General features: G+C 67.4%; 17 protein-coding genes. 3 read left to right on the plus strand and 14 right to left on the minus strand.

The window, feature by feature from the left end:
• Positions 1-45 precede the first annotated feature (45 nt).
• From NQ204_RS02975 to NQ204_RS02985, 3 genes are read right to left on the minus strand one after another with little or no spacing between them, the layout of a single operon-like run.
• A complete protein-coding gene (locus NQ204_RS02975) occupies positions 46-3,216 on the minus strand; it encodes a multidrug efflux RND transporter permease subunit (protein ID WP_256643033.1) in 3,171 nt (1,056 codons plus the stop codon).
• Between the two features lie 15 nt (positions 3,217-3,231).
• A complete protein-coding gene (locus NQ204_RS02980; RefSeq protein ID WP_256643034.1) occupies positions 3,232-4,494 on the minus strand; it encodes an efflux RND transporter periplasmic adaptor subunit in 1,263 nt (420 codons plus the stop codon).
• On the minus strand, positions 4,494-5,150 hold the full coding sequence (locus NQ204_RS02985; RefSeq protein WP_116865200.1) for a TetR/AcrR family transcriptional regulator: 657 nt from the start codon (positions 5,148-5,150) through the stop codon (positions 4,494-4,496). The genes NQ204_RS02980 and NQ204_RS02985 overlap by 1 nt, the downstream gene beginning before the upstream one ends.
• A 275-nt stretch (positions 5,151-5,425) precedes the next feature.
• On the opposite strand from NQ204_RS02985, the gene NQ204_RS02990 reads away from it, so the two are divergent.
• The 3 genes from NQ204_RS02990 to NQ204_RS03000 all read left to right on the plus strand — a co-directional run bounded on the left by NQ204_RS02990 (position 5,426) and on the right by NQ204_RS03000 (position 12,374).
• The gene (locus NQ204_RS02990) at positions 5,426-10,402 is read left to right on the plus strand and encodes an NAD-glutamate dehydrogenase (RefSeq protein ID WP_116865201.1); all 4,977 of its coding nucleotides are present in this window, start codon (positions 5,426-5,428) and stop codon (positions 10,400-10,402) included.
• Positions 10,403-10,607: 205 nt separating this feature from the next.
• Positions 10,608-11,381 carry an NAD kinase gene (locus tag NQ204_RS02995; RefSeq protein ID WP_116863280.1) on the plus strand — a complete coding sequence of 258 codons (774 nt, stop codon included), beginning with the start codon at positions 10,608-10,610 and terminating at the stop codon, positions 11,379-11,381.
• A 48-nt stretch (positions 11,382-11,429) separates the two neighbouring features.
• On the plus strand, positions 11,430-12,374 hold the full coding sequence (locus NQ204_RS03000; RefSeq protein ID WP_108769267.1) for a 5'-nucleotidase: 945 nt from the start codon (positions 11,430-11,432) through the stop codon (positions 12,372-12,374).
• Positions 12,375-12,447: 73 nt separating this feature from the next.
• Here NQ204_RS03000 and NQ204_RS03005 read toward each other — a convergent pair whose 3' ends face one another.
• From NQ204_RS03005 to NQ204_RS03055, 11 genes are all read right to left on the minus strand, one after another.
• Positions 12,448-12,999: a DUF2939 domain-containing protein gene (locus NQ204_RS03005; RefSeq protein WP_256643035.1), complete on the minus strand. Its 552-nt coding sequence runs from the start codon at positions 12,997-12,999 to the stop codon at positions 12,448-12,450.
• Positions 13,000-13,041: 42 nt separating this feature from the next.
• Complete coding sequence (locus NQ204_RS03010; RefSeq protein ID WP_256643036.1) at positions 13,042-14,034, minus strand: aldo/keto reductase; 993 nt, start codon at positions 14,032-14,034, stop codon at positions 13,042-13,044.
• Positions 14,034-14,720 carry a DUF2461 domain-containing protein gene (locus NQ204_RS03015; RefSeq protein WP_256643037.1) on the minus strand — a complete coding sequence of 229 codons (687 nt, stop codon included), beginning with the start codon at positions 14,718-14,720 and terminating at the stop codon, positions 14,034-14,036. Before NQ204_RS03015 ends, NQ204_RS03010 begins: the two co-directional genes overlap by 1 nt.
• Positions 14,717-16,156 (minus strand): exodeoxyribonuclease I, encoded by a 1,440-nt coding sequence (sbcB, locus tag NQ204_RS03020; protein WP_256643038.1) that lies wholly within the window; start codon positions 16,154-16,156, stop codon positions 14,717-14,719. The genes NQ204_RS03015 and sbcB overlap by 4 nt, the downstream gene beginning before the upstream one ends.
• The gene (locus NQ204_RS03025) at positions 16,156-17,523 is read right to left on the minus strand and encodes an FAD-dependent oxidoreductase (protein WP_116863285.1); all 1,368 of its coding nucleotides are present in this window, start codon (positions 17,521-17,523) and stop codon (positions 16,156-16,158) included. The genes sbcB and NQ204_RS03025 overlap by 1 nt, the downstream gene beginning before the upstream one ends.
• Before the next feature lie 31 nt (positions 17,524-17,554).
• A complete protein-coding gene (gene kynU / locus NQ204_RS03030) occupies positions 17,555-18,829 on the minus strand; it encodes a kynureninase (RefSeq protein WP_116863286.1) in 1,275 nt (424 codons plus the stop codon).
• A gap of 138 nt (positions 18,830-18,967) precedes the next feature.
• Entirely contained in the window at positions 18,968-19,489 is a 522-nt protein-coding gene (locus NQ204_RS03035) for a 3-hydroxyanthranilate 3,4-dioxygenase (RefSeq protein ID WP_116863287.1), read from the minus strand.
• A gap of 19 nt (positions 19,490-19,508) precedes the next feature.
• Entirely contained in the window at positions 19,509-20,171 is a 663-nt protein-coding gene (can, locus tag NQ204_RS03040) for a carbonate dehydratase (protein ID WP_116863288.1), read from the minus strand.
• 71 nt (positions 20,172-20,242) lie between these two features.
• Positions 20,243-20,881 (minus strand): FMN-binding negative transcriptional regulator, encoded by a 639-nt coding sequence (locus tag NQ204_RS03045; protein ID WP_116863289.1) that lies wholly within the window; start codon positions 20,879-20,881, stop codon positions 20,243-20,245.
• Between the two features lie 10 nt (positions 20,882-20,891).
• Complete coding sequence (locus tag NQ204_RS03050; protein WP_108769257.1) at positions 20,892-21,206, minus strand: hypothetical protein; 315 nt, start codon at positions 21,204-21,206, stop codon at positions 20,892-20,894.
• A gap of 7 nt (positions 21,207-21,213) precedes the next feature.
• Positions 21,214-21,513, minus strand: a complete 300-nt coding sequence (locus NQ204_RS03055) for a hypothetical protein (RefSeq protein WP_108769256.1) — start codon at positions 21,511-21,513, stop codon at positions 21,214-21,216.
• Positions 21,514-21,531: the final 18 nt, after the last annotated feature.

The raw sequence follows: 21,531 nt of genomic DNA on the forward strand, positions 1-21,531 counted from the left end.
GCCCCGGATCGCTCCGGGGCCTTTTCATTTCAGCTTACCGCCGGATCAACGATCCGGACGGTGTGCGGCTTCCGCGTCGCGCTGGCGCTCCATGAACTCCTTGGAGGGTTCATCCAGCTTGTCGCCCAGCATGCGGCGCACCACCACGAAGAACACCGGGATCATCAGCAGGCCCAGCAGGGTAGCAAACAGCATGCCGCCGATCACGCCGGTACCGATGGCGTGGCGGGAGTTGGCGCCGGCGCCGGTGGAGATGGCCATCGGGATCACGCCCATGATGAACGCGAACGAGGTCATCAGGATCGGGCGGAAACGCAGGCGGGCCGCTTCGATGGTGGCATCGCGCAGGGTCTTGCCCGCTGCACGCTGCTCCACCGCGAACTCCACGATCAGGATCGCGTTCTTCGCGGCCAGGCCGATCACCGTGATCATGCCGATCTTGAAGAAGATGTCGTTGGGCAGGCCGCGGATCATCGACAGGCCGATGGCACCCAGCACGCCCAGCGGCACGACCAGCAGCACCGCCACCGGGATCGACCAGCTTTCATACAGAGCGGCCAGGCAGAGGAACACCACCACCACGGACAGCACCAGCAGCAGCGTCGCCGCGTTGCCCGCCAGGATTTCCTGGTAGGACATGCCCGACCAGTCATAGCCGTAACCGGCCGGCAGGTCGTTGTTGACGATGTCTTCCATCGCGGTCATCGCTTCACCCGAGCTCTGGCCCGGGGCCTGCGAGCCGACGATGTTGATGGCCGAGTAACCGTTGTAGCGGCTCAGCGATGGCGGGGCCGACACCCATTCCGACTTGACCACCGTGTTCAGCGGGATCATGGCGTTGGTGCCGTCGGCATTGGTGGTCAGGCTGGAGGGGCTGTAGAAGCTCTTCAGCGATTCCTGGCCGGTGCGGAACGGCGCGTCGGCCTGCATGGTCACGCGCTTGATGCGGCCCTGGTAGAAGAAGTCGTTGACGTACACCGGGGCCAGCATCAGCTGGATGGTGCTGTACACGTCCGACACCGACATGCCCATCGACTGCGCCTGTACGCGGTCGACATGCAGCGCCAGCTGCGGAGCATTCTCCAGGCCGTTCGGACGCACGCCGGCCAGCTTGTCACTCTCCTGTGCGGCCTTGCCCAGCAGGATGTTGCGCGCCTGGGTCAGCTGTTCATAGCCCTGGCCGCCACGGTCCTGCAGCCACATGTCGAAGCCGCCAAACTGGCCCAGGCCCTGCACGGTCGGCAGGTTGACCACGAAGATCTGCGCTTCCTTGATGCCGTAGAACGCGCCGTTCATGTTCTGGATGAACTCCGGAACGGTAACTTTGCGCTCGTCCCACGGCTTGAGGCGGATGAAGCCCATGCCGACGTTCTCGCCCGAACCGACGAAGCTGAAACCCGCGATCTGCATCAGGCCTTCATAGCCTTCCTGGTCCTTCAGGATGCCGCGCATCTGCGAGAAGACTTCGTTGGTCTGGCCCTTGGTCGAGCCCGGCGGCAGCTGCACGATGGCCAGTGCGTAGCCCTGGTCTTCTTCAGGCAGGAAGCTGCCCGGCATGCGGGTGAACAGGAAGCCGCACAGCGCGGTCAGCACCACCGCCAGGATCATCCAGCGCGGCGCATGCTTCACCGCCGAGGTGATGTGGCCGACGTAGGTCCCGCTGATCTTGTCGTAGTACTTGTTGAAGGTACGGTAGACGATGTTCGGGTTGTCGTTATGGGTCGGCTTCAGGAAGGTCGCGCACAGGGCCGGGGTGAAGCCCAGCGCCAGGAACGCGGAGAACGCCATCGAGATGGCGATGGTCAGCGCGAACTGCTTGTAGATCTCACCGGCCGCACCGCCCTGCAGGGCCGAGGGGATGAACACCGCTGCCAGCACGACGGTGATCGCCACCACCGCGCCGGTGATCTGGGTCATCGCCTTCTGCGTGGCCGGCTTCGGCGCCAGGCCTTCCTCGGTCATGATGCGTTCGACGTTCTCGATCACCACGATCGCGTCATCGACCACGATGCCGATCGCCAGCACCATCGCGAACAGGGTCAGCTGGTTGATGGTGAAGCCGATCAGCCACATGCCCAGGAAGGTACCGAGCAGGGCCACCGGGATGACCAGGGTGGGGATGATCGTCGCGCGGAAGTTCTGCAGGAAGATCAGCATTACCAGGAACACCAGCAACACTGCTTCGAACAGCGTCTTGACCACTTCCTCGATGGAGATCTTGACGAAGGTGGTGCTGTCGTACGGCGAGAACCAGCTGACGCCAGCCGGGAAGCTCGGCTGCAGCTCGTCCATCTTGGCGCGCACGGCATCGGCCACGTTCAGGGCGTTGGCCCCTGGCAGCAGCTGGATGGCGAACGCACCGGCGGCCTGCCCGTTGTACTGGGTATCGAAGCCGTAGTTGTTGGCACCGAAGGCGACGCGGGCGATGTCCTTGAGCAGCACGCGCGAGCCGTTGGCATTGGCCCGCAGGATGATGTTCTCGAACTCTTCCGGCGAGCTGAAGCGACCTTCGGCCGAGACGGTTGCGGTGAAATGACCGTCCGGCGAGGGATCCGAACCCAGCGAACCGGCGGCGAACTGCACGTTCTGCGCGCGCACGGCAGCCAGCACTTCGCTGGCCGACAGGCCGTAGCCCTGCATCTTCTCCGGGTTCAGCCAGATGTTCATGGCGTACTCGGAACCGAACTGCTGGGTGCTGCCGACGCCGGGGATACGCGAGACCTGGTCGAGCACGCGCGAACCGACGATGTCGTTCAGCGCGTCACGGCTGATCGTGCCGGTATCCGAGCGCAGGCCGACCACCATCAGGAAGCCGGCGTTGGCCTTGGCCACCACCACGCCCTGCTGGGTCACTTCCGAAGGCAGGCGCGGCGTGGCCAGCGACACCTTGTTCTGCACCTGCACCTGGGCGATGTCCGGATCGGTACCGGTCTCGAAGGTCAGGGTGATCTGCGCACGGCCGTTGGAGGACGAGGACGAGCTGAAGTACAGCAGGTGATCGATACCGGTCAGCTGCTGCTCGATCACCTGGGTGACCGATTTTTCAGTGGTGTCCGCGCTCGCGCCCGGGTAGGTGGCCTGGACGGTCACCTGCGGGGGGGCGATGTTGGGATAGGACTCGACGCCGAGGTTGAGGATCGCGATCACGCCGCTGAGCGAGATCAGGATCGCCACCACCCAGGCGAAGACTGGATGTTCGATGAAAAATTTAGGCATGACGGAAGGTTCCCGTTACTGCTTGTTCGATTCGGTGGCGGCCGGCTCGGCCTTGTCGGCCGCCTCGGGCTTGGCCGGCGCCTTGTCGGCGCCGCCTGCGGCGGCGGCAGCCGGGGCTGCACCGCCGGCGGCGGGCTGGCCGTTGGCATCCTGGCCCGGGGTCCAGGGCTTGGCCGTGGCCGGCGCCCCTTCCTTGACCTTCTGCACGCCAGCCACCACGACCTTGTCACCGGCGGCCAGGCCGTCGCTGACCATCCAGTTGCCACCCTGCGCGCCTTCGGTCTTCACGTTCTTGCGCGCGACCTTGCCGTCGGCGCCGACCACCATCACGAAGCCGCCGGCGCTGTCACGCTGCAGGGCCTGCTGCGGGATCAGGAAGGCGTTGTTGCGCTCGCCCAGGTTGGCCTGGAAGCTGACGAAGGCACCCGGCAGCAGGATCTTCTGCGGGTTCGGCAGCACCGCGCGCAGCGAGACCGCGCCGGTGGTCGGGTCGACCGTGGTCGAGGAGAAGTCCAGCGTGCCGGCTTCGCCGTAGGCGCTGCCGTCGGACAGCTTGACGTTGACGGTGGCCTTGCCGTCGCCGGACAGGGCCAGGGCGCCACGCGCCTGCTGCGCACGCAGCTGGCTCAGCTCGTCCACGCTCAGCGAGAAGTTCACGTACAGCGGGTCCAGCTGGTCCACGGTGGTCAGCAGGGTCACGTCACCCTGGCCGACCAGGGCACCTTCGGTGACCTGCTGCTTGTTGGCCACGCCGCTGATCGGCGAGGTCACTTCGGCATAGCCCAGGCTGATGCGCGAGGAGGTGACCGAGGCTTCAGCCTGCTTCACCGCGGCCAGCGCGGTGCGCTCGGCGGCTTCGGCGCTGTCCAGGTCGGACTTGGACACGTACTGCTGCGGCGCCAGCGAGCGGGCGCGGTCGGCGGCGACCTTGGCGTTGGCGTAGGTCGCGCGGGCCGAGGCCAGCTGTGCTTCGGACGCGTTGAGGCTGGCGCGCAGCGGTGCCGGATCGATCAGGAACAGGGTCTGGCCCTGCTTGACCTCGCTGCCTTCCTGGTAGACGCGCTTGAGCAGCACGCCCGGCACGCGCGCGCGCACGTCGGCGCTGCGGAACGGCGACAGGCGGCCGACCAGTTCACGCTGCAGTGGCAGGGTCTGCGGCTTGGCGTCGATCACGCCCACCTCCGGCGGCGGGGGCGTCTGCTGTTCCGGCTTCTTGCAGGCGGCCAGCGCGACAGCAACGGCGCACGTCAAGGCAAGGGTGCGGAGTGGGGCGGTCATCAGGAGGAACTCCGGGGTTGGTTTGTAGTGGGGGCCGGTGACGGCGTTGGCGCGAACGCGCGCAGGAAGCTGTCGACCGAGAATTCTGCCCAGCGCCGACGCAGCTGCGCGTCATCGCGATGGGGGGTATGGAAGCGCTGTTTGTCGAAATCCTGACCGGCGATCATGCTCAGCAGCAGTTCGGCCATGAAGTGCGGGTCGTCATGCCGTAGCTGGCCACGCATGCAAACGGTTTCAATCCATTCAGCAAGATGAAGCGTCAAAGCGCCGGCACCATGCCGGTACAGCGTACGCGCCTCTTCGGGGAACTGCGCGGCATCGGCAGCGATCACCCGGCAGGCCTGTCCCACGTGCGGCTGGTTGAAATGCTCCAGGAAGTCGATGGCGAACTGCAGAAGGCTGGCACGCAGGTCGTCAGTGCGGAGTGCACGGACCATGGCCCCGGTGGCGTGGCCGACGTGGCGCTGCATCACCCGCCGCAGCAGATCCTGTTTGCTGCCGTAGCGCGAATACAGCGTCTGCTTGGAGCAGCCGGCGTGCTGGGCCACCGCATCCATGCTGATCTGCATGCCCTGGTGGGCCAGCAGTTCGCGCACGGCATCGAACACGCGCTGATCGCGCGCATCCAGGGCAGCGGGGAGGTAGGCCGGGTTCACTCGGTGGACTATACCGTCCAGTTCAGCATTGTGGAATCGTGCCAATAGTCCTGTCCGTCCTGATACCGGGCGCCGTGCGCGCTTATTGCGGTAACACGGTTTGCCGATCCTGTCGGTAACGCGATGCCGGTGGTGGACGCCATACCCGTGCGAACTGAATAGGCGTCTAAACCGCAGCAAACCCGGCATTTCATTATTCCGTCCTGCAGCAAGGCCTTTTCCTGCAACAGGGCTACAATTTCATTTTCCCAACTGAGCAAGCGCCCCGCTCTGCCATGAAACCGCAAAAAACCGCAGCCAAGACCGTGAAAAACAAAACCAAGCCAGCTGAGTCGGAGGTCGCAGTGACCGCTGGTTTCTCCCTGGAGCCGGTCTACACGGCCTTGCGCAAGCGTTACCCCGCGGCCGCGCAGGCCGAGGCAGTGGCATTCGCCGCCGCGTTCTACAAGCGCATGGAGTCGGACGAGTTCCCGCACCACACCGCTGAAGAGTGGGCGGCGCTGGCGGCAGACACCCTGGAGTTCGCCCGTGCACGCAAGGCCGGCAAGGCCAACGTGCGCGTGTTCAACCCCACCGCCAAGGCCAATGGCTGGGAATCGCCGCACACCGTGCTGCAGATCATCAACGACGACATGCCGTTCCTGGTCGACACCGTGACCATGTCTCTGGCCGAGCAGGGCGTGGGCGTGCACGTGCTGGGCCACCCGGTGCTGCGCTTCACCCGCGACAAGGCCGGCAAGCTGGCCAAGGTCGGCGAGGGCGATGCCGAGTCGGTGATGCTGCTGGAAATCGACCGCCAGCCGGCCGAAGCCATGGCCGCCATCGAGCAGGCCATCAACAAGGCGCTGGATGAAGTGCGTGCCATCGTGCGCGACTGGCAGCCAATGAAGGACAAGGCGCTGGCGCTGGCCGACGACCTGGGCAGCCGCACGCTGCCGGTCGACGATGCCTCGCGTGCCGAAGCACAGCAGTTCCTGCGCTGGGCCGCCGACAACCACTTCACCTTCTTCGGCTACCGCGAATACCGCGTAGAGAAGCAGGGCAAGGAAGACGTGCTGGCGCCGCTGGACGACACCGGCCTGGGCCTGATGCGCGGCAAGGACAAGTCCGCCGCCCGCCCGGTCAAGACGCTGGCCGCGCAGGGCCTGAACACCACGTCCGGGCTGAAGGACGCGCTGATCCTGACCAAGACCAATGCCCGTTCGCGCGTTCACCGCGCCGGCTACATGGACTACATCGGCGTGCTGGAGTTCGACGCCAAGGGCAGGATCATCGGCGAGCAGCGCTTCCTCGGCCTGTTCACCTCCAGCGCCTACAACCGTCGCCCGTGGGAAATCCCGCTGGTGCGCCAGCGCCACGAATACGTGATGACGCAGTCCGGCCTGGCCCCGGCCAGCCACAGCGGCAAGGCCCTGCGCCACATCCTGGAAACCCTGCCGCGCGAAGAACTGTTCCAGTCCAGCGAGGACGAACTGCTGCGCACCGCCATGGGCGTGCTGGGCCTGCAGGAGCGCGTGCGCAGCCGCCTGTTCCTGCGCCGCGACAAGTACAGCCGTTTCATTTCCGCGCTGGTCTACCTGCCGCGCGAACGCTTCAACACCGACGTGCGCCTGCGCATCGAAGCGATGCTGAAGGAAGCGCTGCACGGCGAGTACGTCGACAGCTCGGTCGTGCTGGGCGAATCGCCGCTGGCCCAGGTGCACCTGATCGTGCGCCCGAAGCCGGGCGAAATGCTCGACGTCGATACCGCCGAACTGGAGCAGAAGCTGGCCCAGGTGCTGCGCAACTGGCAGGACGACCTGCGTGAAGCGCTGGTCACCCGCCATGGCGAGACCGAAGGCCTGCGCATCGCCGCCCGCATCGGCAAGGCGCTGCCGGCCGGCTACATCGAAGACAACAGCACCGCCGTTGCCGCCAATGATGTCAGCCAGCTCGACGCCCTGACCGGCCCGGACGACCTGCGCCTGAGCCTGCAGGCCGTGCCGCGCGAAAGCGGCGATGGCCTGCGCCTGAAGCTGTATCGCCAGCTGGATGACATCCCGCTGTCGGACGCGCTGCCGATGATGGAAAACATGGGCCTGCGCGTGATCGCCGAGCGTCCGTACCGCCTGTCGGTCGACAACGCGCCGGTGTACGTGCAGGACTTCGAGGTCGAATCGACCGCCGGTGCCATCGACGCCGGCCGCGTCGATGAAGCCTTCGGCGAGACCTTCGCCCGCGTCTGGCACGGCGATGCCGAGAACGATGGCTTCAACCGCCTGGTGCTGGCCGCCGGCCTGCACTGGCGCCAGGTCGCCATGCTGCGTGGCTACTGCAAGTACCTGCTGCAGACCGGCGTGCCGTTCTCGCAGGCCTACGTGGAAGGCACCTTCTCGCGTTACCCGCTGCTGGCCCGCCTGCTTGTGGAACTGTTCGAAGCCCGCTTCGATCCGGCGACCGGCCACGAGAGCAAGGATGACATCGCGGCCGGCCAGGCCCAGCTGAAGGCCCACTTCGATGTGCTGGCCGCTGGCGACGACGCCACCCAGAAGGTGCTGAAGACCGTGGTCGATGCCCGCAAGGGTGACCGCGATGCGCAGATGCAGGCCGCGCGCGAAGCGCTGCTGAAGCTGATGGACCGCGTGTCCAGCCTGGACGAGGACCGCATCCTGCGCTCGTTCATGGGCGTGATCGACGCGACCCTGCGTACCAGCTACTACCAGACCGATGCCAACGGCCAGCACGGCCACGTCATCAGCTTCAAGTTCGATTCGGCCCTGGTGCCGGACCTGCCGAAGCCGCGCCCGTACCGCGAAATCTTCGTCTACGGCCCGCGCGTGGAAGGTACCCACCTGCGCTTCGGCGCCGTGGCCCGTGGCGGCCTGCGCTGGTCGGACCGTCGCGAAGACTTCCGTACCGAGGTGCTGGGCCTGGTCAAGGCGCAGATGGTCAAGAACACCGTCATCGTGCCGGTCGGCGCGAAGGGCGGCTTCTTCGCCAAGACCCCGCCGGTGAACGGTGACCGCGACGCGGTGTTCGCCAACGGCGTGGCCTGCTACAAGCTGTTCATCCAGGGCCTGCTGGACATCACCGACAACATCGTCAACAACAAGATCGTGCCGCCGGTGGATGTCGTGCGCCACGACATGGACGATCCGTACTTGGTGGTGGCGGCCGACAAGGGCACCGCGACCTTCTCCGACATCGCCAACGGCCTGGCCATCGCGCACGGCTTCTGGATGGGCGATGCGTTCGCATCCGGTGGTTCGGTCGGGTACGACCACAAGGGCATGGGCATCACCGCCCGCGGTGCGTGGGAATCGGTCAAGCGCCACTTCCGTGCGCTGGGCCGTGACAGCCAGAGCCAGGACTTCACCTCGGTCGGCGTGGGTGACATGTCCGGCGACGTGTTCGGCAACGGCATGCTGCTGTCGCGCCACATCCGCCTGGTTGCTGCGTTCGACCACCGCCACATCTTCCTGGACCCGAACCCGGATGCGGCCACCTCGTTCGTCGAGCGTGAGCGCATGTTCACCGTGCCGCGTTCTAGCTGGGCGGACTACGATGCCAAGCTGATCAGCAAGGGCGGCGGCATCTTCCCGCGTACCCTGAAGTCGATCGAGATCACCCCGCAGGTGCGTGAAGCGCTGGGCCTGGACGAGAACGTCAAGGCGATGTCGCCGAACGACCTGATGAGCGCGATCCTGAAGGCGCCGGTCGACCTGCTGTGGAACGGCGGCATTGGTACCTACGTCAAGGCCGCCAGCGAGCAGCACAGCGATGTCGGCGACCGTGCCAACAACGCCCTGCGCGTGAATGGTGGCGAACTGCGCTGCAAGGTGGTGGGCGAGGGCGGCAACCTGGGCATGACCCAGCTGGGCCGCATCGAAGCCGCCCAGGCCGGCGTGCTGCTCAACACCGACTTCATCGACAACTCGGCCGGTGTGGACACCTCCGACCATGAAGTCAACATCAAGATCCTGCTCAACGATGTGGTGCGCGCCAAGAAGCTGACCGTCGAGCAGCGCAACAAGCTGCTGGCGTCGATGACCGACGAGGTCGCCGACCTGGTGCTCAATGACAACTACCGCCAGAACCAGGCCCTGAGCCTGATGGAGCGGATGGCGGTCAAGCGCCTGGGTTCCAAGCAGCACTTCATCCGCACCCTGGAACAGCAGGGCCTGCTGGATCGCCAGATCGAGTTCCTGCCGTCCGATGCCGAGCTGTCGCAGCGCAAGGCACGCGGCCAAGGCCTGACCCGTCCGGAACTGTCGGTACTGCTGTCCTACTCGAAGCTGGTGGCGTTCGCCCAGCTGCTGGATTCGGACATCCCGGAAGATCCGTACCTGTCCAAGGAACTGCAGCGCTACTTCCCGACCCCGCTGCAGAAGAAGTACGCCGATGCGATGGAGCGTCACCGCCTGAAGCGCGAGATCATCGCCACGGCCGTGACCAACCAGACCATCAACCGCATGGGCGCCACCTTCCTGATGCGCATGCAGGAAGACACCGGCCGCACCATCGCCGAGGTCGCCAAGGCGTACACCATCAGCCGCGAAACGCTGGATGCCCGCGCGCTGTGGGCACAGATCGACGCCCTCGACGGCACCCTGCCGGAGTCGGTGCAGATCGACGCACTGGAAGTGATCTGGAAGCTGCAGCGTTCGTTCGTGCGCTGGCTGCTGTCGCGCCCGGGCCCGATGCCGGGCATCACCGAGGCGGTCAACCGCTACCAGGGTCCGTTCAACGACATCCGCGTTGCTTCGGGCGTGCTGCCGGATTCGCAGCGTCCGACCTACGAAGCCCTGGTGGCCGAGTGGAAGGAAAAGGGCCTGCCGTCCGCGCTGGCCCAGCAACTGGCCGAACTGCACTTCCTGGAACCGGCGTTCGACATCATCGAACTGGCCCGCACCCGCAAGCTGAAGCCGGTGGACGTGTCGAAGATCCACTTCCGCCTGGGCGATGCCCTGCAGCTGCCGTGGCTGTTCGAGCAGATCGACGCGCTGGAGGTCAACGGCCGCTGGCACGCGGTTGCCCGTGGCGTGCTGCGTGACGAGCTGGCCGCGCACCACCGTAACCTGGCCGGCCAGGTGCTGGGCACCAAGGGCAGCAGCGCTGAAGCCAAGGTCGCCAGCTGGATCGGTCGAGACGACAGCAGCCTGCGCTTCACCCTGTCGATGCTGGCCGAACTGGCCGAGCAGAAGACCCTGGACTACCCGACCGTTTCGGTCGCGGTGCAGCGCCTGGGCCAGCTTGCCGCGCATGGTGCGTAAGTGATGTAACGCCGGGCCTCGCCCGGTGAGCGTGAAACGGAACGGCCCCGCGAAAGCGGGGCCGTTCTGTGTTGGGGGTCTGCCGTTCGCCGGGCATGGCCCCGCGCTACCGGGGCGCGGGGGGCCAGGTAGCGCCGGGCCACGCCCGGCGAGCGCAGCGGCGCTCGGTTATGCTCTCCCTCATGCCTTCCCCCCGGATCCACCGATGAGCGACACCCCCCGCATCGCTTTCCTGGCCAGCACCACCGAAGCGGCACAGATGGCCCGCGCGGCGATGGTTTCCCGCTATGGCGACCACGCGCCCGACCAGGCTGACGTGCTGTGCCCGCTGGGCGGCGACGGCTTCATGTTGCAGACGCTGCACCGGCACGGCCGCCTGGGCAAGCCGGTGTTCGGCATGAAACTGGGCACCGTCGGCTTCCTGATGAACCAGTACCGTGCCGAGGATGACGTGGTCGCGCGTATCGCCCGCGCCGAGCCGGCCAACCTGCGGCCGCTGGAAATGGTGGCGTTGACCGAGTCCGGCGCGAGCACCGGTTCGTTGGCCTACAACGATGTCTCGCTGCTGCGGCAGACCCGCCAGGCGGCGCACATCGGCATCGACCTCAATGGTCAGGAGCGGGTGGCCGAGCTGATCGGCGATGGCGTGCTGGTGGCCACCCCGGCCGGCAGCACCGCCTACAACTATTCGGCGCACGGCCCGGTGCTGCCGCTGGGCTCGCACACCATCGCGCTGACGCCGTTGGCCCCGTACCGGCCGCGGCGCTGGCGCGGTGCCATCCTCAAGGCCGACACCGAAGTGCGCTTCCGCGTGCTCGACCCCTACAAGCGCCCGGTCAGCGTCACTGCCGATTCGCACGAGACCCGCGACGTGGTGGAGGTGACCATCCGCGAGTCGAAGGAGCACCGGGTCACCCTGCTGTTCGACCCGGAACACAATCTGGAAGACCGGATCCTGAGCGAACAGTTCGTTTTTTGACGACAATACGCTGCCGGCCCCCGCCGATCGCTTGAAGGACCCCCACCGATGGGCGACAACTCCCCCCGTCTGCTGACCGTCGCGGTGACCTCGCGCGCGCTGTTCGATCTGGAAGAAAGCCATGCGCTGTTCGAGAGCGATGGCGTGGCGGCGTACGCCGAGTACCAGCGCCAGCACGAGGACGACATACTGGGCCCTGGCGTGGCATTTCCGGTGGTGCGCAAGCTGCTGGCGCTGAACCAGGGCGCCAGCCCGGAAAACCCGCGTGTCGAGGTGATCCTGCTGTCGCGCAACTCGGCCGACACCGGCCTGCGCATCTTCAATTCGATCCAGCACTACGGGCTGGGCATCATCCGCGCGACCTTCACCGCCGGTGAGCCGACCTGGCCCTACGTGAAGCCGTTCGGCACCGACCTGTTCCTGTCGGCCAACCCCGAATCGGTGCGCAGTGCGCTGCGCCATGGCATCGCGGCGGCGACGATCCTGCCCAAGCCGCCGGGCGAGACCGCCGCGGCCGCTGCCGACCAGATCGACATGGGGCGCCCGGCCGGCCAGCTGCGCATCGCCTTCGATGGTGACGCGGTGATCTTCGGTGACGAGAGCGAGCGCATTTCGCGCGAGCAGGGGGTTGAAGCGTTCGGCCGCCACGAACGCGAGCGCGCCCGCGAGCCGCTCAGTGGCGGTCCGTTCCGAGGCTTCCTGTCGGCTCTGCATACCTTGCAGGAGGTGTTCCCGGTCGGCGACAGCGCCCCGATCCGCACCGCGCTGGTGACCGCGCGCTCGGCGCCGGCGCACGAGCGGGTGATCCGTACCCTGCGCGAGTGGGGCGTGCGCCTGGACGAGGCCCTGTTCCTCGGTGGCCGCCACAAGGGCCCGTTCCTGCAGGCTTTCGGCGCGGACATCTTCTTCGATGATTCGCAGCACAACATAGACAGCGCCCGCGAACACGTGGCCGCCGGCCACGTCCCGCACGGCGTGGCCAACGAGGGCTGAGCCCGGCGCTACCGGATGGGGCGGGCCGCAGCGGTAGCGCCGGGCCATGGCCCGCGAGCGCAGCGGCATGGAGCTACGGGCTGCCCGACATCCCCAGCTGCAGGTCCACCACCTTCCAGCGCAGGCCCTGGGGTTCCAGCACCACCCTCATCGGCGGTTCGCCCGGGCCGCGCTGGACGTCCACCACGAAACGGTCCAGCGCTTCGAAATGATGTTCGGCGTTCTTCAACGGCCGCGCCGGTTCGGTCGCGCCGAACGCGTCGCCGCCCTGCAGTTCATTGCGGCCGCGCTTCCACAGCACGTGGCCCTGCAGCATCGCGCCGATGCCGGTCGGCGTGACCATGGTGTCCACCGCCGCACCACCCAGCTGGTCACCCAGCCCGTACAGCAGCGCGCCAAACGGGCTGGCCGCCACGTCCGGCCCGGCCTGCCGCACCAGGTAGTCGTTGAGCTGGGCGCGCAGGCTGCTGCGTACGCGCGGGAAGTCGACGTAGCGCTCGAGCTTGGCGGTATCGCGCTGTTCGATCGCCTTGGACAGACCATGCACGGCCAGGTATGGGCCGCTGAACCACCAGGCGACGACGGCCAGGGCGAGGGCAAGCAGGATGCCGATGAGCTTCTTCATGGCACCCAGACTGCCGCAACTGCGGGCGCCGCGGGTTAAGCGTCAGTGACTGGGCGAGCCGCTGCCATCGCCGAAGGCCGCCACCAGCCGCTGCCGCTCGGCGCCCTGCAGCGCCTGCACGTGGGTCTGCAGCACCTGGTTCAGACTGGAGACGCGGGTGGTGCCAAGGATGCCGCTGGCCACGCCGGGGTGCTGCAGCACATAGGCAAAGGCGGTCTGCGCCGGGTGCTGGCTGTGCACCGAAGCCACCGCGCGGCGCATCGCGCGGGCGCTGTGCATCAGGGCACGGCTGCTCGGCTTCAGCCATGTGCGCGCGAGGTACCAGGCGTCGGCCGGCCGTGGCATGCGCGGACGGGCTGGCAGCAGGTGGCCCTGTGCGAGCACGGTCCCGGCCAGCACGCCGATGCCCGCCGCCTGCAGCTGGTCGATCAGCGGCTCGCGGTCCTGCTGCAGGGCGTTGTAGTCCAGCAGCACCACGTCGAAGGCCTCGGGGTGCTCGATCATCCAGCGCAGCGTGCTGGCCGAATGGGTATTGATGCCCGTGTGGCGGACCAGCCCGCGCTCGCGCAGGCGCTGCAGCGCGGCCAGCAGATCATCGTTGATGTCGTGCTCGCTGGCGCCGTGCAGCTGGTAGATGTCCAGATACTCCAGGCCAAGGTTGCGCAGCGAGGCCTCGCAGCTGGCGGTGATCGCCGCGGCAGAGAAATCGCGCTGCTCGACGCCGCTGATGCCGGCCTGGCCGGTCAGCGTGCCGCCCTTGCTGGACACCACCAGCGACTCACGCGGCACGCGCGCCAGCAGTGGGCGCAGGATGCGCCCCAGGCGCGGTTCGGCATGGAAGCCCGAATAGTTGTGGCCGGTGTCGAGCAGGTTCACGCCCTGTGCCAGTGCGTGTTCGACCACGGCGGCCGCGTCGCTCTCGGCGAAGCGACGGTGGCCCCAGAAGCCGGAACAGCCCAGGCCGATCGGCGACACCTGCAGGCCGGTGCGGCCCAGCAGGCGTCGCTGCCGGGCCAGGGGCAGTTCCTGCGACATCAGAATTCGAGGTCCAGCGCAGCGCAGAGGTAATCGACGAACGGGCCCAGCGCGGCCAGGTCCTTGCCCAAGGTGGAGAGCAGGCGCGGGCCGGTCATGGTGTCGTCGTCCAGCGTGCGCCACATCACCCAGTTGCGGTGCTTGAGGTCGTCGATGAACTCGAAGTCGGCCGGGAAGCCGCGCGGCGGACGCACCAGCTTCTCGGTCTGCTCGAAATCGAAGCGCTTGCGCAGGGCGGGCGCATGCGCGGCCGCCTTCCAGCTGCCCGGGTTGTCGAGGATGAAATGGCGGATGCGCCGCTGCGTGTCCGGCTCGGGGTGCCACAGGCCGGCGCCGACGAAACTCTCGCCCGGCTGCAGGTGGATGTAGAACGAGGGCGCAGCCACTTCGCGGCGGCGCTCATGGAACAGGCGCGCACCCTGCCAGGTCTTGTACGGCGACTTGTCGTGGGAAAAGCGTGCGTCGCGGTGGATGCGGAACAGCGAGCCACCGACACCGCGCGTGTCCGAACGGAAATGGTCGCTGACTTCGGTCAGTGCCGGCTGCAGGTCACCCAGCAGGCGCAGGAAGGGCTGCCGCACATGGTCTTCGTACTGCTTGCGATGGTCGTTGAACCAGGTCTTGTCGTTATGCCGCGCCAGGCTGCGCAGGAACTTGAAACTGGCGTCGGAGAAATACGTGCTCACAGCGTCTCCTGCAGGTGGTGGCCCCAGTCGCGCAGCGACTGCAGCAGGCCGGTCCGGCGCGCGTCATCGGGCGCTTCGGCGGCCAGCGCCTCGATCTGCTGCTGGTACTGGGGCAGGTTCAGTTCGCCCAGGCCGTTCTCACCGAGCAGGCGCTGGCGGCGGTAATCCTGCCAGCGCTCGCGTTCAGCCGGTGCGAGGCTGTCGGGATGGTTGCGTGCGCGGTAGCGGAACAGCAGCTCGGGCAGGCGAGGGTCGCGGAAGCGGCCTTCCAGCGCGGCCAGCTGCTGCGGCGCACTGGTGCGGGCCAGGGCCAGCAGCGGCTTGTCGCCGGCGCCGAGGAAACCGTCATACAGCGATGCATCCACGTCGGACACGCTGGCCGGCCGCGGCTGGTTGAAGACCTGGCGGGCCTTCTCGGCCAGCTGCGCGGCAACTTCGCGCAGGCGCGCGGCCTTGGCCTCGATCGCCGCCACGTCCAGGCCCAGACGGGCGTGGTCGTCGGCGCGCAGATGGTTCCAGGCCACCAGCGCCGGCACCTTGTTCAGATGCACTTCCTTCAGCGGCACGCGTGCCACGCCCTCGGGCAGTTCGCTGGCGCGCATGTACAGGCGCTGCGCGATCACGTCGGCCGGCAGCTCCAGCAGGTCGTCGGTCTCGCCTTCCAGATCGAACACGATCACCCGGTTGTTGATGGTCGGGTGCACCGCCAGCGGCAGCACCGGCGCGGCGCAAAGGCGGCTGGCCGGGTAGCGCATGGAAATGTGCAGCACCGGGTTCATCGCGGCCACATCCAGCAGGCTGCCGACGAAACGCTTGTCGCGCAGCTTCAGCGCGTACTCCCACAGCCGCGGCTGCGACTGCTTGAACAGCCGCGCCATGCCGATGGTGGCGCGCACGTCCGACAACGCCTCGTGCGCATCGCCTTCGCGCACGCCGTTGGCTTCGGCCAGGTGCTCCAGCTTGAAGGAGGTGGCGCCATCCTCGCGCAGCGGCCACTGGATGCCGTCCGGGCGCAGCGCTCGCATCATCCGCAGCATGTCCAGCAGGTCCCAGCGGGAGTTGCCGTTGCGCCACTCGCGCTCGTAGGGATCGTAGAAGTTGCGGAACAGCCCGTAGCGGATGAACTCGTCGTCGAAACGCAGGGTGTTGTAACCGAGTGCGCAGGTGCCGGGGCGCGACAGCTGCTCGTTGATGCGGTCGAAGGCTTCGGCTTCGCTGATGCCCTCGGCCATGGCCTGCTGCGGGGTGATGCCGGTCACCAGGGTGGCCATCGGCGAAGGCACCAGGTCATCGGCCGGGCGCACGAAGAAGCTGACCGGCGTGTCGATCACGTTGAGATCGGCATCGGTGCGCATCGCCGCGAACTGGGCGATGCGGGTGCGGCGCGGGTCCTGGCCGAAGGTTTCGAGATCGTAGAACAGGAAGCTGTCGGCCATCAGTGTGCGCCCTCCAGGACCGGCAGCTGCGCGTGAATCTGCGCTTCCAGCGTGGCCCAGTCGATGTTGTCCAGTGAATCATGACCGGCGGTGGCCGCCACCAGCAGGTCGCGCTGGATCTCCGTGCGGCGCAGCGCTTCGGCATACGGCGTGTGCAGGAAGGTGACCATGGTGTAGTGGGGCACGAAGCGCGTCGGCCAGCGCCGCTGCAGTTCCTGTTCCAGCTCGCGCTGCAGCAGGAAGGCCGGGTCGGCCACGCGGTCGCGCATCTCCAGATAGTTCTCCAGCGCCATCTGCTGGATCGCGCGCGCGTTCGGCTTGCGCTCGGCCTCGAAGGCGGCGAAGGCGCCTTCCAGGTCATCGGCGTCGTGCAGGTGCCGCGCCAGCGCCACGCAGTCCTCGAAGGCGCAGTTCATGCCCTGGCCGTGGAAAGGCACCATCGCGTGCGCGGCATCGCCGATCAGCACGGCGCGACCGGCCTGGTGCCAGCGCTCAAGGGTGAGTGTGCCGAGCAGGCCGGGCGGATGCTGTTCCCAGTCCGCGCGCAGGTCCGGGATCAGCGGCAGCGTATCGGCAAACTCGCGGGCAAACAGCGCTTCGGCCTGCGCACCGGTGTTGACCGTGGCAAAGCTTGGATCGCCCTTGTTCGGCAGGAACAACGTGACGGTGAAAGTGCCTTCGTGGTTGGGCAGGGCGATGCACATGTAGTGGCCGCGCGGCCAGATGTGCAGCGCATTGCGCTCGATGCGGAAGCTGCCGTCGGCCGCTGGCGGGATTTCCAGTTCCTTGTAGGAATGGTCGAGGAAGGCGATGTCCTCACCCAGTGGCGCACGCCGGTTCATTGCACCGCGCAGTGCCGAGCCGGCGCCGTCGGCACCGATCAGCGTGTCGAAACGGATGTCGTGCGGGCTGTCGTCGCGGTCATCGATGAAGCGGGCGTAGCCGGCATCGAAATCGACCGTGTGCAGGCGGCGGTGGAAGTGCACGGTGGCACCGGCCTGTTCGGCCAGTTCCAGCAGCGTGGTGTTCAGGTCGCTGCGGTGGATCGACCAGATCACTTCGCTGTCGTCGCGCCCGTAGCGCTGCAGCTGCGGTTCGCCCTCGCGCGGGTGCACCATGCGCCCGCGCATCATCACCGCGCGGGCCATCACCTCGTCCTCCACGCCAGCCTGGCGCAGCGCGTTGCGGCCGCGCTCGGCCAGCGCCAGGTTGATCGAACGGCCGCTTTCGTAGTCGGCCACGCGCGGGTCGCCGCGGCGCTCGTACAGGGTGATGCGCCAGCCCTGCCGTGACAGCAGGATGGCCAGCAGGGAACCGGCCAGGCCGGCACCGATGATGCTCAACGAGCGGGATGCGTGTGCGATCAACGAACTGTCCAGAAGCAGGGGAGGGGGCGGCTTAGAGGCCGGCCCAGGCTTCCACTTCCTCGACGAAATGGTGCACGTCCAGGTAGCGGTTGTAGAGCGGGGTGGGCGAGATGCGGATCACGTCCGGTTCGCGCCAGTCACCGAGCACGCCGATGGCGCGCAGGTGTTCGAACAGGGCGCGGCCACGCTCGCGGCCGGCGAGCACGCGCAGGGAGAGCTGGCAGCCGCGGCGTTCCGGTTCGGACGGGGTGACGATGTCCAGCACCTGCGGCAGGCGCGCACGCACCAGCGCGTCGAGCAGGCCGGTCAGGGCCAGCGACTTGCGGCGCAGCGCTTCCATGCCGGCACGCTCGAACAGGTCCAGCGATGCGCGCAGCGGGGCCAGGCCAAGGATCGGCGGGTTGCTCAGCTGCCAGCCTTCGGCACCGATGGCCGGGGTGAACTGCGGCGCCATCTGGAAGCGGGTCGCTTCATCGTGGCCCCACCAGCCGGCAAAACGCGGCAGGGTGGTGTCGCGGTGGTGGCGTTCGTGCACGAAGGCACCGGCCACGGCGCCCGGGCCGCTGTTGAGGTACTTGTAGTGGCACCACACGGCGAAATCCGGCGCGACATCGTGCAGGTGCAGCGGCAGGTTGCCCACCGAGTGGGCCAGGTCGAAGCCGATGCGGGCGCCGTGCAGGCGCGCGAGGCGGGTGATCGCATCGAGGTCGAAGGCCTGGCCGGTGCGGTACTGCACGCCCGGCCACAGCACCAGCGCCAGGCGCGCGCCGTGCTCGCCGATGGCGCGCTCGATAGCGGCCATCGAGATCGTGCCGTTGGCTTCGTCCGGCTGCACTTCCACCAGGCACTGCGCCGGGTCGAAACCATGGAAACGGATCTGTGCTTCCACCGCATGGCGGTCGGTCGGGAACGCGCCGGCCTCCATCAGGATGACCGGGCGCTCGGTGGTGGGGCGGTAGAAGCTGACCATCATCAGGTGCAGGTTCACGCTCAGCGTGTTCATCGCCACCACTTCGCTGGGCAGCGCGCCGACCACGCGGGCCAGCTGTGCGCTGACCAGGCGGTGGTAGGACAGCCACTGGGTGGGGCCGGTGAAGTGGCCTTCCACGGCCAGCTCGCCCCACTGCTTCATCACTTCCTGCACGGCGGCCTGCGCGCCACACGGCTGCAGGCCCAGCGAGTTGCCGACGAAGTAGGTCTGTTCACCGCCGCCATGGCGCGGAATCAGGAATTCGTTACGCAGCGGGCGCAGCGGATCGGCGGCGTCCAGGGCGATGGCGTGGGTGCGGCTGAGCAGGTCGGACATGGTCGGGCAACAGGCTGCAACGGGGCTGCCAGTGTAGCGCTTGGCGGCGTGCCTGCCGCCGAACCTGTAGGGCCGAGCCCATGCTCGGCTGCCGGGCCACGAAGCCGAGCATGGGCTCGGCTCTACAGGGGCAGGTGCTCAGCCCGCCGCAGGCGTCGGCAACGGGTCCACGTGCCCGCACTCACTGCAGGTGCGCAGTTCCAGGCTGGCCTGGTAACGCGCGAACACCTTGGGCAGGTCGGTCTCGATGTTCTGCAGCGGGAAATACTCTTCGTGCAGCTTGTGGTTGCAGCGCTCGCAATGCCAGATCACGCCGTCCTTCTCGTGCGGCAGGCGCTTGCGCTCGACCACCAGGCCGATGCCGCCGGGCGGGCGCCGCGGCGAATGCGGCACCTTGGCCGGCAGCAGGAAGATCTCGCCGGCGCGGATCGGGATGTCACGCACCGCGCCGTCTTCCTGCACCTTCAGCACCATCTCGCCTTCAAGCTGGTAGAACCACTCCGGGCCTTCGTCGTAGTGGTAGTCGGTGCGCGAGTTCGGCCCGCCCACCACCATCACGATGAAGTCACCGTTGTCGATCATCTTGTTGCCCACCGGCGGCTTCAGCAGGTGGCGGTGTTCTTCGATCCAAGCGTGCAGGTTGATCGGCGAGGCGAGCATTGTCGGTTTCCCCGGAAGGTCAGTCGCGCTTGCCTTGGCGCGGCACGTACGAGAGGGCCTTTTCGTAGGCCGGCTGCAGTTCCTCCTGCGAACCCACGTCGATGCCCATCTCGCGCACGCGGCCGTCCTTCAGGCTGTACACCCAGCCGTGCACCATCAGCTTCTGGCCACGGGCCCAGGCGTCCTGAACGATGGTCGAGCGGCACAGGTTGGCGACCTGCTCGATCACGTTCAGTTCGCACAGGCGGGCGTGCCTGAGCTCGTCGGTCTCGATGGCATCGATGATCGCGGTGTGCTTCTGCATGACGTCGCCCACGTGGCGCAGCCAGTTGTCGGCCAGGCCGACGCGGGTGTTGTGCAGGCAGGCGTGCACGCCGCCGCAGCCGTAGTGGCCGACGATCAGGATGTGCTTCACCTTCAGCTGGTCAACCGCGTACTGCACCACGCTCAGGCAGTTCAGGTCGGTGTGGGCCACGACGTTCGCCACGTTGCGGTGCACGAACACTTCACCCGGTGCCATGCCGATGATCTGGTTGGCCGGCACGCGCGAATCGGAACAGCCGATCCACAGGTACTCCGGATGCTGCTGCTTGGCCAGCTGGTGGAAGAACTCGGGATCCTCCTTTTCGATGCGGTCGGCCCAGTCGCGGTTGTTCTGCAGCAGCTTATGGATGTCTTTCATGTTCGGGTCCCTGGCGTCGGGTGGGCGAGGAGCGTGGCCATCCGGCCGCGCCGTCGCGGGCAACAATGCGCTCAGTCGTTGGCGGCGGTCTGCGCGCGATGCCAGCGCATCCACTGCGCCAGCTCGGTGAAATGCGGGGTGTCGAGCTTTTCCAGTTCGGCGATCACCGCCTGCTGGTTGGCCTCGGGGTGGTTCTGGCTCAGTTTCAGCTTCAGCTGCACCTGCTCGACCTGGAAGCGGAAGCCGATGATGCCGCGCAGCTGGCGACGGTGGTCGTCACGCTGCGGCTCGAACTGCCAGTCCTGGCCGACGCTGGCTTCGAAGCGGTCGCCGATGTCGGAGACCAGCTGGGCCAGTTCGTCGGTGTCGTCTAAGCGCTGCAGCTGGCCGCGCAGTTCAGCGGCGGCGTAGTTCCAGGTCGGCACGCGCGAGGCGGCTTCCTTGTCCGGATACCAGCTGGCCGACACATAGCCGTGCGGGCCGTCGACCAGCACCTTGGCCGCGCCGTCGTGGCGCGACTGCGGGTTGGCGCGGGCCCAGTGGCCGCGCAGTTCAACTTGGTTGCCCTCGCGCCGGTACAGCACCGGCACCCGGGTCAGTTCGGGCAGGCCGTCGGCGCCGGTGGTGAGCACGGTAACGAACGGATCACGCGCCAGCAGGCGATCGAGCCAGAGCAGGTCGGTCTCAGCGAAGTCGCGTGGGGTGAACATGGTTTGCGCCTCAGGCGCGCGCGCCGAGCGACTGGATCATGCGCCCGCGCAGGCCTTCATCGCTGCCGGCCTGCGGTGGCTGCACTTCGTGCAGGCTGAAGCCACGCACCAGGGCATCTTCTTCGTCCAGGCCGTCGTACTCGACGAACTCGGCGTCGAACAGCTGCGAACGGGCGGTGTCCTCGCTGTCATAGCTCAGCGTATTGCCGTCGCTGTCGAGCACTTCGGCGGTGCCGGCCGGGCGCACGCGCAGGCGGGCCCAGATCAGGGTGTTGCCGAGGCTGGCCAGCCACCAGCTGTCACGTGCGTCGTTGTTGTCGTTCATGTATGTGTTACCAGAGCGAGACCAGCCAGAGCAGGGCGGCCATGCCCAGTCCGGCCAGCAGGGTCAGCAGCGATACCCAGGCCGGCGTCGCCAGCCCGGACAGCGAACGGTCCGGCTGCTGGCGGTAATCGCGGCGCAGCAGCCAGGCCAGGGCATCGGGCTTGAGGAAGGCGCCATTGCCGAAGCGCGCCGCGAGCGCCGGATGGCGGTCGCGCACGTGCACCAGGGTCAATGGCCAGAAGATCACGAAGGCACTGAACCCGGCCACTGCGACGCCGACGAAACAGAGGGCGAAGAACAGGGTCATGGGGGCAGTACCTCCGTG

The organism is Stenotrophomonas testudinis (genome assembly GCF_024499815.1).
Taxonomy (GTDB): Bacteria; Pseudomonadota; Gammaproteobacteria; order Xanthomonadales; family Xanthomonadaceae; genus Stenotrophomonas.